This window comes from Lyngbya sp. CCY1209 (assembly GCF_035615495.1).
Taxonomy (GTDB): domain Bacteria; phylum Cyanobacteriota; class Cyanobacteriia; order Cyanobacteriales; family Microcoleaceae; genus Limnospira.
Genome location: NZ_JAJENU010000538.1, coordinates 66,395 through 82,336, shown reverse-complemented (window position 1 = coordinate 82,336; position 15,942 = coordinate 66,395). Strand labels below are relative to the sequence as shown.

The window sequence follows — 15,942 nt, the reverse complement described above, 5'->3', positions numbered from 1 at the left end:
CATTGACTATGCCTTTAAGAGTTCAGTTTTGGACGGCTTAAGAATCCCCGCGTCTTTAGACCGGGGAGAAGTCAAGAGTTCGTCCTCGCCTTCACCCTGTTGCTCTCCGTTCTCGCCCAGTTGGGTTTCCCGACGGCGGTTTTGCGGTTGATCTCCCAATATCGGGTGACGGGGCAGTGGGGACACCTGGCGGGGTTGATTCGGGGCAGTTGGCGGCTCTGCACGGGTGTCGGGGTGTCGATCTCCCTGCTGGTGGCGGTGACTTTGGGGAGATTCGATGCCGACACTTGGATCGATTCCGTCCCCCTGCAAGTCGGGGTGTGGATGGTGCCGCTGTTCGCGATCGCCCAACTGCAATCGGAAATGGCCCGGGCCGTCCAAAAGGTCGCCCTCGCCTACGTCCCCTTCCGCCTCCTGTGGCCGTTTCTGGTGGCGGTCGGGACGTTGGGGCTCGCCGCCGCGGGGGTCCCCCTCACCGCCGTCGCCGTCGAGCAACTCTCCCTCCTCACCCTGGCGATCGCGATCGGCGTCCAACTGGTCTGGCTGCGGCGGACGTTCGTGGGAGAATTTCCCCCCGCACCCCCCGTTTACCGCCTCCGGGAGTGGCTGCGAGTCGCCCTGCCGCTGCTGTTGCAGGGGGTGTTTTTGATCGTCCTCAACCCAACCGACATTCTCATGCTCGGCTCGATGGTCGGGCCGGAGGCCGTCGGGATCTACAGCGTCGCCGCCAAAACCGCCCTCTGGTCGAGTTTCGTCCTCCAAGCGGTCAATACCGTGGCGGCTCCGGCTTTTGCCACCCTCTACACCCAGAGCGATCGCGGCGGGTTACAATCTTTGGTGGCGACGGTGGCTCACTGGATTTTCTGGCCCTCTTTAATTTTGGCGATCGCCCTGATCGGGTTCGCCCCGGCCATTCTGGGGCTGTTCGGGCCGGAGTTCGTCGCCGGACGGTGGCCGATGACGGTGTTGATTTTGGGGCAGTTGGTGAATGTGGGGAGCGGATCGGTGGGATACTTGATGGTGTTGACCGGACACCAGGATCAGTCCGCCTTCATTTTCGGATGCAGCGCCCTGGCTAATTTGATTTTGAACGCGATCGCGATCCCGTTTTTGGGCATCCTCGGCGCCGCGATCGCCACCGCCACCTGCATGGCGATTTGGAACGTCGTCCTCCACATTTTGGTGGTGCGCTATTTGGATATTTACCCCTCGATTATTTTCGCATTTTGGAAACCCAAATCGTCTTGATAGGGTCCGGGGCGCTGGGGTGTGGGGAAAATGAAAAATGAAAAATGAAAAATCACCCATTCCCGATTCCCTCCGCCTCATCAACGCATCTGTTCCCAGCAGCGATTCAGATAAATCCTCGCCACGCGATCGCCGGGATTTTGGCACAGACAATCCTGAAATCCCTGTTTGGCTTCCAAATAGCGGTTGAGATAGTACAGGAATAAAGAATGCTCGAATAGCACTTTAGTTTCCAACTTTTTCAGTTTCAATTCCGGCGGGTCGGGGTCGAAGATTTCGTACACCGTCACGGCGTCGGTTTTTCCTTTCACCCGCACGCGATCGACGATCCGAAACCCATAGTCATTGGGGTCGTCCAACCCCATCAACGTCTGGTGCGTAATCAATAAAGAAATCCCGTAATTTTTGGTCAAACTTTCGATGCGAGAAGCCAAATTCACCGCATCTCCGATCACCGTGCTGTCCATCCGATTTCGACCCCCCACCGTCCCCAGCATCAAATTGCCGGTGTGGATGCCGATACCGACGCGAATCGGCCGCCGTCCGGGCCGGCTGCGGGTCAAATTGTACTCGCCCAAGTGCCTCAGCATCGAGATGGCGGCTTGAACGGCGTGGTCAGGTTTTTCGCCGAATAATGCCATGATGGCGTCGCCGATATATTTGTCGATAAATCCGTAATTCTCCAAAATTGCCGGTTCCATGCGGCTGAAAAAGGCATTGATAAACTTGAAGCTATCTTCCGGCGTCATCCCCTCAGACAAACTGGTAAAATCCCGGATATCGGAAAAGAGAATCGACATTTCTTTTTGCACGGCTGTCCCCAACTGAACTTCCACCAAACTTTCGTAGCCCAAACAGGACAGAAATTCGTGGGGGACGAACCGCCCCGCCGCGTCGGTGAGTTCAAATTCCGCGTCCAGGGCTTTGTCCAAATTTCGGTTGAGTTGGGACAGTTCATCCAGCAATTTCAACCGTTCCGCCTCGGCTTTCTTGCGTTCTGTAATTTCCTCCAAAAACCCTTCGTAATAGAGCAAATTTCCCCCCTCGTCTCGGACGGCTCGCGCCGTTTCTGCGACCCAGATTTTTTCGCCGTCTTTTCGATAAACTTGACATTCAAAATTGGAGACTTCCCCCCGTTCTAGGATCGAGGTCTCAAAATTTTTGCGGTCGCCGGGATCGACGTAAACTTGCCCGGAAATATTGTCGATATTTTGAATCAAATCCGCCGGGGAATCGTAGCCCAAAATGCGGGCGATCGCGGGATTTGCCCTCAAAAATTTACCCTCCGGGCTGGTTTGAAATAAACCGTCCAGGGCATTTTCAAAAATACTCCGATACCGTTCCTCCGCTTCTCGGAGGGCGATTTCCCGGTTTTGCCGTTCGGTGATATCTTGAAACGCGATAATGGCATAAACCAAATTTCCCCGCCCGTCGTAGTGGGGAGTCACCCAACTTTCGACGGGAATCGTGCGATCGTCCAGTTCGATCTCCAAGGTGTAGGTGGTCGCCCGTTCCCCATTTAAAGACTGAACCGACGGAGATGTTTCGGAGGTAAAATTACAGTGCATTTGCAACATTCCGGCGAGTTCCAAACAAAATCCTCCGGGTTGCAAATCCCGGTCAAGCAACTGTTTCGCCTTTTGGTTCACATATTGAATGTTCCCCCCCGCATTCACTACGGCTACCCCGACGGGCATCCCTTCCAAAAACTGGGTCATCCGCGCTTCCCCTTCCCGGATCTTCGAGTACAGTTGGGCGTTGCGAATGGAGATGGCAGCCTGGGAAAACAAAACATTTAAAATTTCCAACCGTTCGGGGGTAAAGGCACCAGAAGTCAAGTTATTTTCCAAATATAAAATCCCCACCAACTTGCCCCGGTTACGGATCGGCATACACAGCACAGAAAGCACTTTTTTGAGTTGCAAATAAGCCTCTTTTTGCTCCCGGAGTTCCCGGCTGGCATTGGCCAAAATGGCGGGTTGTCCCGTCGCGATCGCCGCCCGCACGATCGCCCGGGATAAATCTTCGCTGGCGGCGAAGTCGATCGACTCCAAAACCGACAACACCCGGACGGTCGCTTTTTCCCCGTCGCCGCAATTCTCACACACGGCAATTCCTTCGATCGCCAAGTGTTCGGCCCGCGCCATTCCCGAAGTCGAATTTGCCAAAATAATGCAGCATTTTTGCGCCCCCGCCGTCTCCAAAAGCACCCGCATCAATTGGGTCAACAATTTCTTCAGGTCAATTTCCCCGGAGAGAGCCTGGGAAGCGCGAATCGTCGTCGATAAATCCAGGACGTCTGCCCCCGTACTGTCGGAAATGATCGTTTCGGTCGCCCCCTGGGGAGAGCGATCGCTGCGGGATAAAATCGGCGCCAGCAGCTTGGGATAAAGCGTTTCCAACTGGCGAATTTTTGCCGTCGCCCCCCAGCGGGCGTAACTGTAATAGGCCTCGATCAGATAGGTGCGGGCAATTTTATCCCGCCCCCAATCCAAATAAAATAACGCAGCCCGTTCGTTCGCCACCCCTTCCTCCCGGCGGTGGCGATATTGGCGGGCAATTTTCGCCACCAAATCGTAGGCTTCCATCGCCGCCAAGCGATCGCCCAAAATGCGATACCGCTCCGCTTCCACCAACTCGAATAGATGGCGATAATTCTCCGGCACGCGATCGCCCCACCGTTTGAGAATCTCCTGATTTTCCCCGACCCGACGCAGAATTTCCGGTTTCCGGGACACTTCAACTCGCGGATACATCGCCAGCCGCGCCAGGGAATCGTAGGCATAAAATAGGGCGGATGAGAAGGCAGAAATCGCGCCATTTTGGCGGGCGATCGCGGCTTCGGCGTGGCGGAATGCCTCGGTATCCTCCCCGAACAAATAGCAGACCATCAGGCGATCGAGAACCCCATCGAAGGGCGATTCCCTTTCCTCCCGCCGCGGCTCCGTTTCTCGGTCAACCTGACCTTGGAAAATGCGAACAATTTCGGAGGAACCGAGTTCGCCGAGTTCGTCCCCGGCCAGGTACGCCAGCCGACTCGACCGCCATCCCCACGGAAAGGACTCCCGCAATTCGTCGAGGGGCTCGATACGGGGTCGAATCCCCTCGTGGATCAGTTTCAGGGTCAGATCCCGCACGGGCTCGAAGGTCAGCCGGGGGAGCCATTCCAGTCCCCGCCGGACGCAGATTTCGGCGCGATCGAGGTCGCCGTCCCGGGCCGACAGGAAGCCGGCGGCGGCGTAGGCGAAGGCGCGACAATCCTCCGGCGCCAACCCACCGACCAGTTCCTGGGCGATGAGCCGGGACAGTTCGGGGGCCCGCTCCAGAGTCGCCCGCCAAATCAGGGACAGCAGGCGCGAGACGGCCCGGTTTTCACCTGTCGGGGCGATGTCCCCATCGCTGAAATGGATTTCCAGGCGTTTTCGGGGGTCTTGGAGCCGCTCCGGGGCGGGGTGGCGGGGCAGGTCGAAGCCGAGGGAGCGGCAGAGGTCGAGGGCGGTTTCGATCGCCCGGTCGGGGTCGGCGGCGAGTTCGGTTTGCACTCGGACTTCCCAGACGGCGAGCTCATCGGCCGGGGTGCGGGCATTGGCCAGGATGCGATCGCGCCATCGTGCCATCTGTTCCCCGTCTCCGGTCCGGTAGGCTACCCGCACCCCTTCGCCGTACAGGGCCAGGGCGAGGTCGTACTGTCGCGCCCAACCATTTTCTCCCAACAGACCCATGCCGATCATCAGGTGTCCGATGGCGGTGGTGTGGGCTTCGGCGGCCGCGGCCTGCCGTCCGGCGATCAGGTTGAGTCGGGCCAGGCGATCGCGTTCCGACGGTTCCGAAATCAATCCGATCCCCAAATTCAATTGGTTGACGACAGCGAAGATGTCCCGTCCCCCTCCCCCTCCCTTCCCGGTGTCGAGTTGGCGCCCGATTTCCAAGTGGATGGCGGCCCGCCGTTCCGGGGGGATCAGGTCGTAGGCGGCGGCCCGGATGCGGTCGTGCAGGAACCGATAGGCGGGTTCGGGGGAATTTTCCCCCGGGCACAAACCGATCAAGTTGGCGGCGATCGCTTCGTCGAGGATCGCTTCCATTTCCGCCTCGGGCATATAGCATATTTTTGACAAAATGTCAAGTTTCCATGGGGTTCCCAAACCGGCGGCCCGTTGCAAGGCCATTTGGGCGGCGGGAGTGAGCCGTCGCAGTTGGTTAGCGATCGCGGCCTGCATCCGGGGGGCGAGGGCTTCGTGTCCCCCCAACTCCACGGAGAGCGATCGCACCCGGTCCAGGTCGCCAGTCCAACCGCCCCCGGGTTCGGAGCGGACGATCCCCAACTCCGCGCAGACACTCAGCAGGCGCGTCACCGCCAGGGGGTTGCCCCCCGTTTGCAGGTGGACTTGTTTGGTGAGGGGGGCGATCTCCCCGGGGGCGGCGTCGGCGGACTCGCCGAAGAGGTCGGCGATCCAGGTGTCGAGGGTCCCCAAATCCAGGGGGGACAGGTGGAAGGTGTGGGTGGGAACGCGGTCGGCTCGCAAATCCAACCGCAGGGCCGGCGCCGGATGGCCCGGTTCCACCTCGTCATCCTGGAGCGCCAACAGCACCAACAAGCCCCGGGGGACGCGCTCCAACACAACCCGCAACAGGTGCAGGGACTCGGGGTCAGCCCGCTGGATGTCGTCGAGGAACACGATCGCGGGCCGGGTGCGGTCCATCTCCCAGGCCCGTTGCAGCGCCCGCCCGATCTGTTCCCCCAACAGCCCGGGAGACGGCTCCGGTTCGGATGGGGAAGTGGCTGGATGGAGTTGGCGCCAGACGTGCCGCCAGGGGCCGAGGGGGGGAGAATTGGAGCCGGCTTCAAATTGGCTCCCCGCGCAGGTGCCCCCGTCGGCGAGAACGGTGCGGGTCAGCTCTCGAATCAAGGCAGTTTTGCCGATCCCGGAAACGCCTGCCACCACGCCAAGACGCGATCGCTCCCGGGCTTTGGGCAGGAGGGCTTTGAGCTGCCGCAATTCGCGATCGCGCCCGTAGATGCGAGTTCCAAGGGCCAGGGGGAGGGCGATCAGGTTCGGTTGGGAAAGTCCGGCATCGGGGGTTCGGGTCAACCGTCGGAGGCGATCGAGATCGACCCGAATTTCCCGGGCTCTCTGATAGCGATCTTCGGGGTTTTTAGCCATCAATTTCAGGATCAGGTCGCCGAGGGGTGGGGGGATCTCGGGGTTGAGTTGCCGGGGCGGCGGGGGCATCTGGGCGAGGTGGGCATGGACCAACTCCATCGGGTCGGCGGATTCAAAGGGGAGGCGTCCGGTCAGCAGTTGATAAAATGTCACGCCCAGGGAATAGAAGTCGGTGCGGGTATCGACGCGCCGGTTGGTGCGTCCGGTCTGTTCCGGGGCGATGTAGGCGGGCGTCCCTTCCAGGGCCGGGGCGGCATTGAGGGCGACAACATCCCCGTCCGATAACTGAATCGAAATGCTGAAATCAATTAATTTGATCGAAAGGGTGCCGGGGTCGATGAGGAGATTTTGGGGTTTGATATCGCGGTGGACGATGCGGTGGCGGTGCAGGTCTTCGAGGATCTGAACGATTTGTCGGGCGACGGTGAAAAAGGTGGGCAGGTCGAGGGGGCGATCGCGCAGGAATTGGGCCAGGGACCCGGAGCCGTCGTCGGCCATGACCAGGGCCAGCCCGTTGCCGTGGGGTTCCAAGCCGAGGACATCGACGATCCCCGGTATGTCGAGGGAGCGGGCGATCGTGTATTGGCGGCGAAACTTGTCGAGGTCGGCGGCGGTGGGGTAGCGATCGCGCAGACATTTGATCGCCACGGGTCGGCGATCGCGCAGCCGAATTCCCCGGTAAACTAACGTTCTCGACCCGTCGTAAATCAAATCGAGAATCTGATAACCGGGCAGTTCCAATCTGTCCTCGGGGGCTTCCATGTTGCTCCGGTTCACCCTCCCCATGCTGAAATCGGTATGAAGCATTTCAACCCTGATATTTCCGCTCATCTGCGTTGCTTTTCGTTGATTAAATCCAATTCAAATTGGGGATCGAATCCCATTCGAGGCGACCGTCGATTGTCACACATCGTCCGTCCGCTTTGAAGGTCGGCACCGTGGTCAATTCGAGGGTTAAAATCGGGGTTTGGCGGCGATCGCGACAGTCGGAATTGACGGATTAAGCGACTCCCATATCATCTAGACTTGAGAGTGGAAAGGCAGAGTCCCGTGGGGTGTGAACGGTTTAGGGGTGAATTTCGCCGTCGGGCATGACGGCGGTTTTGAGATGGGTTCCAATCAGCCCGGTTTCGCTCAAATCAGCATCCAGAAGATTCGCTCCTTTTAGATTAGCATGACTCAAGTCCGCTCCCATTATCTGGGAACCCCTCAAAATGGCATCCGTCAGGTCGGCCCGCCGCAGGTCCGCATCCCGGAGGTCGGCGCGGCTCAAATCGGCCCCCGCCAGGGTCGCCCCGGACAAGATCGCCCCCGCCAGACTCGCTTTTCGCAGCTTGGCCCGGTCGAGGGTGGCGCGGCTCAAATTGGCCGCCGCCAGTCGGGCGTCGTCCAAATTCGCCGCTGTCAAATCCGCCCCTTGCAAGTTCGCCGCCACCAGATTCGCGTCGCGGAGGCAGTGTCCGGCCAGTTGCGCCCCGGCCAAGTCGATCCCCCGAAAGTTGCGGTGTCCCCGCCCGTATCGCCGCCGCAATTCGTCCGCCGCATTCAAGCCGATCTGACGTCCGGGAAACGATCCCACCCGAAATGTCAGGGAATCTCGATGTCGGATCGTGCGCCACAGTTCGCCGTAAAAGGGGAAGTTGCCGATGCCGCTCAGGCGAACCCAGCCCCGGGTGCGGGTTAGAGCGATAAATAACTGATGGCGCACGGTGACGCTCTCCACAGAAGCCGCCAAGCGATCGAGGCCCACCAGATACACCAGATCGGCTTCCTGGCCTTTGGCTTGGTGGATGCGGGAGAGGGTGATGCCGCCTTCGCACCAAAAGCGATCGCTCCGGGGTGTCCGGCGTTCCCGCGGCAAGCAGTTGCACTCGGGCTGGCCGGGAATGAAAATATCTAGACCTTGCCCGATGAGAAAATGGGCGACTTGCGCTTCCAACTGCCCGGCGGCGGAACCCGTCCCCAAAATAATGACGAGCAGTTCCCGGCTGGGGCGCAACCCATCGACCCTGAGATTGTAAACGAGGCGATCGGCCAGGGCCGCGAGTTCCTCCGATCGCGAGGCATAGGTTTCAAATTCGATCGCAGAGCGTTCCCACCATTGCGGCAGGGGATGGGGGGGGTCTGGTTGGGGGGGGGGTGCGGCGCGATCGTCACCTGTTGGCCGGGACGAAAGGGAGTTTGAGAAGAGGTAACATCGGTTTTCACATCATAACCCAAGGATCGCCAATCCCCAGGGGAGCGGATCTGGGTGAGGGCTCCCCCCCGGTGCAGCAGTCCGAATGCGATCGCATGGGCGACGGTGAGGACCGGAGCGGGGGTGCGGTAGCCCCGGCGCAGGACAATGGTTTTCGGGAGTCCGTCGGGATAAAAACCCGCCACCATCTGTCCCAACTCGTCTCCAAACAGTTCGTCCGCCGTGGGGACGGTGAGGCACTGCAGGGCTTGCAGTTCGTCGTAGGCCCAAATCAGGCGGCGATCCCGCTGGGAAACGGGGCGTAGGGATTGGTAGGCCATCCAGAAAAAGGGCTGTTTGTCCCGGAATTTGAGGGCTTCGTCGGCGACGAGATCCTGGGCTTCGTCGATCAGGAGGGCGTCGAAGATATCGGGAACCGGGGCGGTTTGCAGCAAGTGGGAGCAGGCGCGGGCGAGGTTGTCCTGGGGCGTTTGGCCTCCGGCTTCGTCGGCACTCAACGATCGCACCCCGGCCGTTTCGCACAGGAGCCGGTAGAGTCCGGGTTGGTCGCGGCTCCCCCAGGCGTGGAATACTCTTAAATTGGGCGAGTCGGGGTCGTATTGGACGCGATCGCAACTGAACCGTCGCAGCCAGCGGTCTAAATGGTCAATGATGGGATCGCGGAGGGTACGGCTGAAAAATACCAGGGCGATCGTCCAATCGGGGTGTTTGAGGTGCATATGGGCGGCTTTTTGGCACAGCAGCACCGTCTTGCCCGACCCGGCTACCCCCCGAATCCGCTGCGGCCCGGGGGGGATGCGTTTGGCGAGGTGTTCCTGTTCGAGGTCAAATTTGGCTAAATGTTCCCGCATTCGGGCGACGATCGCGCCTCGGGTGGGGGTTTCTGGATTCACAAAAAAGCGACGACTGGGGGGGCGAAATAGGGATGTCCCGCCGATGACGCCGAGCAACTGTTTCCAGCGATCGCCCGAGAGCGGCCGGCCGGGGGTGAGGGAGGGGATCGCTTCGATTTGCCGGAGAATGGTATGGGGATCGTCGAGATCGTCGGCAAATAGGATGGGGGGAGAACTCGGGAGGCGGTCGAACCCGCGATCGCGCCATTGGGCCCGGGCGATTTTCGGTAGCGCCACCAAAGCGCGACTCGGGACGTTGCCCTTGAGAGTCGTTTCGCGATCGCAGTAGTCCAACAGGGCGAACAAATGGGTTTCGGCCTGTTGATAGGGGTTGCCGCGGGCGGTATAAAAGTGGCAAAACTCCCACCAGTGGCCGGAAATGCCCCGGATCTGGTCGATGGCGACGGATTTGACCTCGATGGCGACCAAACCCAATTGGGTGTCGGCGATCAGCACGTCGGGTTCTTTGCGGAAGTCCCCCACTGTTGAGAAAATCGGATAGCGCCAATAGGCCAGACAGTCGCGATCGGCGAAGGCCGCGCAGATTCCGTCCCAAACCCGCCGTTCCCCCGCTTCTCCGGCGTCGCCCACCATTTCGGCGGCGATAAACTTTTGCGGTGTCCCCGCCGAACTTAAGCCCATTGACTGATAGGATTGAAGAGTCAAAGATTCGCCATTGATGCGATCGTCGGTGCATCTTGTCGGTTGACGTTCGGATTTCACTCTAACAGAGGAAAGAGCAGTTAGGATGGAGCAGACCGAATGAAATGGGCGACCCAATTCTGTCACCTTGCCCTCCGTTATCACCCCACTTGAGTTTCATGGCTCCCGATCGCCTGACTTTATTGCTATTGACGAGTTTGACCGGACTGGGACTCTCCGCCAGCCCGGGCCGAAGTGTGGCGCTTCCCCCGTTGCGGGAAGCCTCCCCGATGGTAGAATGGCGATCGCCCGACATCGCCCCGACCCCTCCGGATGTCTTACTTTTAGCCCAGGACGATTCCGAACCGGCCGAAGAAAAACCCCCGTCCCGGTTTCCCAAAGCGCTGTTTCTTTTGGCGATCGGAGGGATCATCGTCACCGCCGGGGCTGTCTTCATCCTGATGCGACTCCTGCACCCCCCCCACTTGGAGGAAGAAGAAGGCGAGGAAACTGAAGAAGTCGCGCCCGACGAACCTCTCATTTCTCTGTCCCCAGATCCTCCACCCGCCGCCAACCCGTTTCCCTCCGAGCCGGACGAGGAACCTGAAACTGCCCCCCTCCTGCAAATTCCGGCCGAGGAACCCCATCCCGAAGCCGAAAAAAATGGCACCCGAAATGTCCGGGTTCCGCCTCCCGAAGCGGCGGAGCGACCCCAACCCGCGATCCGCGACAGCGCACCTATCCGAGACAGCGCACCTATCGGCGACAGCGCACCTATCGGCGACAGCGCACCTATCACACCCCAGCCCCCTCCCCCCCAGCCGATCCCGGATCGGGTCGAGCAACTGATTTTACAGCTACAATATCCCGACCCGGCCAGCCGCAGCAAGGCGATCTGGGAATTAGCCCAAGATGGGGACTCGCGGGCGATCGAGCCCTTGGTGAATTTGCTGTTCACGTCGGACTCGAAGCAGCGGAGCATGATTTTGGGGTCCCTGTCGGAAATCGGCACGCGGACTCTCAAGCCGATGAGTCGGGCGCTGATCTTCTCGCTACAGGATGAAAACCCGGAAGTGCGGCAGAATGCGATCCGGGATCTGACGCGAATTTACGATCTGATGTACCAGACCAGCCAAATTTTACAGCGGGCGATCGACGATCCGGAGCCGGAGGTGCGGGAGACGGCTCGCTGGGCGGCGGACAAGTTGAGTCGGATGCGGCCTTTGCCGATGTCAACGAACGATCCGCCCCAGCGGTGACGGAATTTTTTTTATAATGTAAAATGCGGCAAATTTTGGGGAATCCAAATATTGGGATGGTGAGGAAATGCAGAGAAAATGTGTTTCGATAAAAATGGGACGGGTATATGATCTTGTGGTGAGTCGGGTGCGGGAGTCGGGAAAGGAAAATTAAACGATCGATTGTCCGCGGTCAATTATCAATTATCAATTCTTCCCCGCACTCCAATCCTGTGGTAGAGTAATAATTTGTCTGAAGTCTGCCCAACCTGGATCGTCTCCCATGCCTAGCTTTTTACTCGAAGTCGGTACAGAAGAACTGCCCGCCACCTTTGTCGGAAGCGCGATCGCCCAGTGGCAGGCCCTCGTCCCCGCCACCCTGTCGGAACAGTACCTCACCTGCGAGTTGGTGAACGTCTACGCCACACCCCGACGGCTGGCGATCGCGATCGCGGGACTCCCGGACAAACAGCCCGATCGCCAAGAGGAAATCAAGGGCCCCCCCGCCTCCGCCGCCTTCAAGGACGGCAAACCCACCAAAGCCGCCGAGGGGTTCGCCAGAAAACAAGACGTCAATTTGGAAGATCTCGAGGTCCGCCCCACCAAAAAGGGCGATTTTGTCTTCGTCCTCAAACACATTCCCGGGCGCCCCACGGCGGAAATTTTGACCGAATTAGTCCCCCAGTGGATCGACAAGCTGGAGGGGAAACGGTTCATGCGGTGGGGAGATGGGGACCTGCGGTTTCCCCGTCCGATCCGCTGGCTGGTGGCGTTGCTGGACGGTGAAGTGTTGCCCCTGACGATCGCCAACGGTTCGGAAACGATAACGAGCGATCGCGTCTCGGAGGGACACCGAATCCTGCACCCCGACCCGGTTTCCATTCCTACTGCCACAGATTATATCGAATGTCTCCGCAGTGCTTTCGTGGAAGTCGATCCCGAACGGCGCCAGAGTGCGATCGTGAAAGGGGTGAAAACGGCGGCGAAAAGCGTCGGCGGCGAGGCGGAAATTCCCGCAGATCTCCTCGATGAAGTCGTCAATTTGGTCGAGTGGCCGACGGCCGTGGTGGGGACGTTCGACCCCGAATTTTTGGTGCTGCCGCCGGAAGTCAGCAAAACCGTGATGGTGACGCACCAGCGCTATTTTCCCGTGTTGGAAAGCGGTTCCAAACCGGCGCTGAAAGCCAATTTTATCACCATTTCCAACGGCGATCCCGCCAAGTCTCAAATCATCGCCGCCGGTAACGAGCGGGTGATCCGGGCGCGGCTGGCGGACGGGGAATTTTTCTACAAAACCGATTTGAAAAAAACCCTGGAAAGCTATCTCCCGGAACTGGAAAATGTCACGTTCCAGGAAGATTTGGGATCGGTGCGGGATAAGGTGAATCGCATCGTCGCCAACGCCGATCGCATCGCCGGACAGCTTCAAGTCGGCGAACCGGAACGCGCCCACATCAAACGCGCCGCCCTGTTGTGCAAGGCGGATCTGGTGACTCAGATGGTGTACGAATTCCCCGAATTGGAAGGAATAATGGGGGAAAAATACGCGATCGCGGGGGGGGAACCGGAACCCGTCGCCACCGCCATTGTCGAACATTATTTGCCCAGGGGGGCGAGCGATCGTCTGCCGGGAAATATCGTCAGTCAAATTGTCGCTTTGGCCGACAAACTCGATACCCTGGTGAGTATTTTCGGTTTGGGAATGCTGCCCACCGGTTCTTCCGATCCCTTCGCGCTGCGGCGGGCGGCGAATGCGGTGGTCAACATCATTTGGGATGCCGACCTGCCCCTGAATTTATATCAAATTATCCAGGAGTTGACGACGGATTTTGTCAACAATAATCCCAATGCAATGTTGGGTCTGGTGCATCATGTGGACGAGTTCTTCTTGCAGCGGATTCGCACCCTTTTGCAGGACGAAAAAGGCATCGATTACGACCTGGTAAACGCCGTTTTGGGCGACGAAGATCTCGAATACACGGAACGGGCATTGAAGGACTTGTTGGATGTCCGCGATCGCGCTTTATTCTTGCAGGAAATTCGCGACGACGGCACGTTGGATACTATTTACGAAACCGTCAACCGTTCCACCCGCCTCGCCAAACAGGGGGAGTTAGATACCGCCCAACTCAAACCCCACGCGGTCGTCAATCCGTCCCTATTCGACAAATCCTCGGAACAGGCATTTTTCGAGGGGCTCGAAGCCTTAGTTCCCAAAACCCAAGCCGCCCGAGAAACCCGCAACTATCGGCAGTTGGTGGAGGCTTTGGCGGAAATCGCCCCCACCGTCGGTGCCTTTTTCGACGGGCCGGACAGCGTTCTGGTGATGGACTCGGATCTGAAGGTGCAACGCAACCGCCTCAACCTGCTGGGTTTGTTGCGAAATCACGCCCGAGTTTTAGCAGATTTTGGCGCGATCGTCAAGAGTTGATTGGTGTGGGGAAGAAACCGGGTTTCTAGGAGGGTTTTTCGTTCCCCACCCAGATGTAAATAGAAACCGGGTTTCTAGAGCGATCGCGTGGGGGGAAGAAACCGGGTTTCTAGGAGGACTTTCGTTTTCCCATCTAGATCTAAATAGAAACCCGGTTTCTAGACTCGGGTGGGGAGGAAGAAACCGGGTTTCTATGAGGGTTTTTCGTTCCTGACCGGAGATTGTATTAGAAACCCGGTTTCTAGTTATCGGAGGCGAGGAGTTCTTTGGGAAACAGCTTCCAGCCTTTGAGGACGAGGAGAATCAGGCCGGAGAGCACGATCCAGTGAGCCAAGGTGAGACTCAACACCAGGCCGACGGCGGCGACGATCGCCATGACGAGTTTGATCAGTTCTTCCTGGGTAGAAGTGTAGACGATAACTGCCAGAAAGGAAACGGCGATCGCGATCAGGGAGGGCAAGAATCCGGTGAGGGTGAGTTCCATGATGTCGGCTCCGGTAGGGGATATGTTTAAAGTACGGGTCCGTCGAGGGATTTCGTTGCCATCCCCTGCAAGTTTCGCAACTGGTTCCCCGGAAGCTTTCGAGAAATCGGATGGGTGGCATTCTCCGGCGGGGGAGGGTGTGCGGGTTCGCCAACTGACACAGGGGAACTCGGACTTACAGCAATTTTCAAGTCAGTGAGATACAAAGATCGAGTTCAAGTCCCCCTTGTTAAGGGGGATAATGGGGGATCGAACCATATCGCAGCGGATAGACAACTGCTATTAATGTAGGGAGCAAGTGCCGGGGGTATGCGGCTGTGCCCTCCGGGATGGGGCGATCGCCGGGAGTCAGATTGGCGACGCTGATGGTTGCGATTGATTAGATGGCGATTAGTTAACTTTCTTTTAAACCGTTCTTAAATTGGATTTGATATGTCTGGCCTAAGCTGATAGGCAATCCACATCATAACCAAGGGTTAAGCCACATTTAGACTTATGCTGTTAAAAGGAATGCAGTTTACCAACCGCTGGGCTTGGGCCGGGGTTTCGGCTCTGGTCGCAACCGCCCTTTCCGTGGCAGTGCCCACGCTGCGATCGCAAAGTTCTTCCACCATTAAAATCGACGGTTCCAGCACGGTATATCCCATCACCGAAGCCGTCGCGGAGGAATTCCAAAAAGCCCAAAATGGCTCGGTTCGCGTCACCGTGGGAATTTCCGGAACCGGCGGCGGTTTCAAGAAATTCTGCGCGGGTGAAACGGACATTTCCGATGCCTCCCGACCCATCAAACCTTCGGAACAGGAACAGTGCAAAGCGGCGGGAATTAGCTATATCGAATTACCAGTCGCCTACGATGCCATCACCGTGGTTGTCAACCCCCAAAACACCTGGGCGGACAACATGAGTCCCGCTGAACTCAAGAAAATGTGGCAGGCATCATCCCAGGGAAATGTCACCAAATGGAGCGACATCCGTTCGAGTTGGCCCAACGAACAATTTACGTTGTTCGGCCCGGGTGCGGACTCCGGAACCTTCGACTATTTCAACGAAGAAATTCTGGGGGACAACAACAGCAGCCGCACGGACTACACCCCCAGCGAAGATGACAACGTTTTAGTCCAAGGGGTCGCCCGCAATAAGAACGCCTTGGGTTACTTCGGTTACGCCTACTACGACGCGAATAAAGGCCGGATAAAATCCGTTAAAATTGACGGCGTTGCACCCTCCCCGCAAACGGTGAACAACGGCACTTACAAGCCCTTGTCCCGGCCGATTTACATCTACGTCAGCACCAAAGCAGCCCAGCGTCCGGAAGTGAAGGCGTTCGTAGAATACTACCTCAATAATGCTCCCAAATATGTCCGTGAAGTTGCCTACGTTCCCCTCCCCGCAGCCGACTACAAAATGGCGATGGAGCGGTTCCAAAAAGGTCAGACCGGTCGCGTTCCCCTGCGGGCTGGACTATAGTTTTGATTGAGATAGTTGGGTAGCAGTCGCCAGGATACTGAGGAGATCGAAAAACTCTGAAACTCAGACAGTGGGAGTTTTTTCACCTTATTGCCTGTTGCCTGCCATAAAATTGAGAGCGATTAGATCTCAATTTTCCTAATCGCTCTTTCTGTATCAATTGACGAGATGGAACCCAGC

At 58.2% G+C, this 15,942-nt stretch carries 8 protein-coding genes and 1 pseudogene; 5 read left to right on the top strand and 4 right to left on the bottom strand.

The annotated features are described in order from the left end of the window. Positions 1-90 precede the first annotated feature (90 nt). Positions 91-882 (top strand): annotated as a pseudogene (locus LKE08_RS18030) (oligosaccharide flippase family protein); the annotation flags it as partial. 75 nt (positions 883-957) lie between these two features. Further along, the gene (locus LKE08_RS18025) at positions 958-1,248 is read left to right on the top strand and encodes a polysaccharide biosynthesis C-terminal domain-containing protein (RefSeq protein ID WP_324705636.1); all 291 of its coding nucleotides are present in this window, start codon (positions 958-960) and stop codon (positions 1,246-1,248) included. An 80-nt stretch (positions 1,249-1,328) separates the two neighbouring features. Here LKE08_RS18025 and LKE08_RS18020 read toward each other — a convergent pair whose 3' ends face one another. From LKE08_RS18020 to LKE08_RS18010, 3 genes are all read right to left on the bottom strand, one after another. After that, positions 1,329-7,217 carry a PAS domain S-box protein gene (locus tag LKE08_RS18020; RefSeq protein ID WP_324705632.1) on the bottom strand — a complete coding sequence of 1,963 codons (5,889 nt, stop codon included), beginning with the start codon at positions 7,215-7,217 and terminating at the stop codon, positions 1,329-1,331. Positions 7,218-7,476: 259 nt separating this feature from the next. Beyond that, on the bottom strand, positions 7,477-8,409 hold the full coding sequence (locus LKE08_RS18015) for a pentapeptide repeat-containing protein (RefSeq protein ID WP_324705631.1): 933 nt from the start codon (positions 8,407-8,409) through the stop codon (positions 7,477-7,479). Then, a complete protein-coding gene (locus tag LKE08_RS18010; protein ID WP_324705630.1) occupies positions 8,307-10,223 on the bottom strand; it encodes a DNA/RNA helicase in 1,917 nt (638 codons plus the stop codon). The genes LKE08_RS18015 and LKE08_RS18010 overlap by 103 nt, the downstream gene beginning before the upstream one ends. 98 nt (positions 10,224-10,321) lie before the next feature. On the opposite strand from LKE08_RS18010, the gene LKE08_RS18005 reads away from it, so the two are divergent. Both LKE08_RS18005 and glyS read left to right on the top strand, forming a co-directional pair. Next, on the top strand, positions 10,322-11,401 hold the full coding sequence (locus LKE08_RS18005) for a HEAT repeat domain-containing protein (protein WP_324705629.1): 1,080 nt from the start codon (positions 10,322-10,324) through the stop codon (positions 11,399-11,401). 262 nt (positions 11,402-11,663) lie between these two features. After that, the gene (gene glyS / locus LKE08_RS18000) at positions 11,664-13,811 is read left to right on the top strand and encodes a glycine--tRNA ligase subunit beta (protein WP_324705628.1); all 2,148 of its coding nucleotides are present in this window, start codon (positions 11,664-11,666) and stop codon (positions 13,809-13,811) included. A 241-nt stretch (positions 13,812-14,052) separates the two neighbouring features. Here the strand turns inward: glyS and LKE08_RS17995 are convergent, their stop codons facing one another. Further along, a complete protein-coding gene (locus LKE08_RS17995; RefSeq protein WP_324705627.1) occupies positions 14,053-14,295 on the bottom strand; it encodes a hypothetical protein in 243 nt (80 codons plus the stop codon). A 495-nt stretch (positions 14,296-14,790) separates the two neighbouring features. Between LKE08_RS17995 and LKE08_RS17990 the strand changes: the two genes are divergently transcribed. Next, positions 14,791-15,762 carry a PstS family phosphate ABC transporter substrate-binding protein gene (locus LKE08_RS17990; RefSeq protein WP_324705626.1) on the top strand — a complete coding sequence of 324 codons (972 nt, stop codon included), beginning with the start codon at positions 14,791-14,793 and terminating at the stop codon, positions 15,760-15,762. Positions 15,763-15,942: the final 180 nt, after the last annotated feature.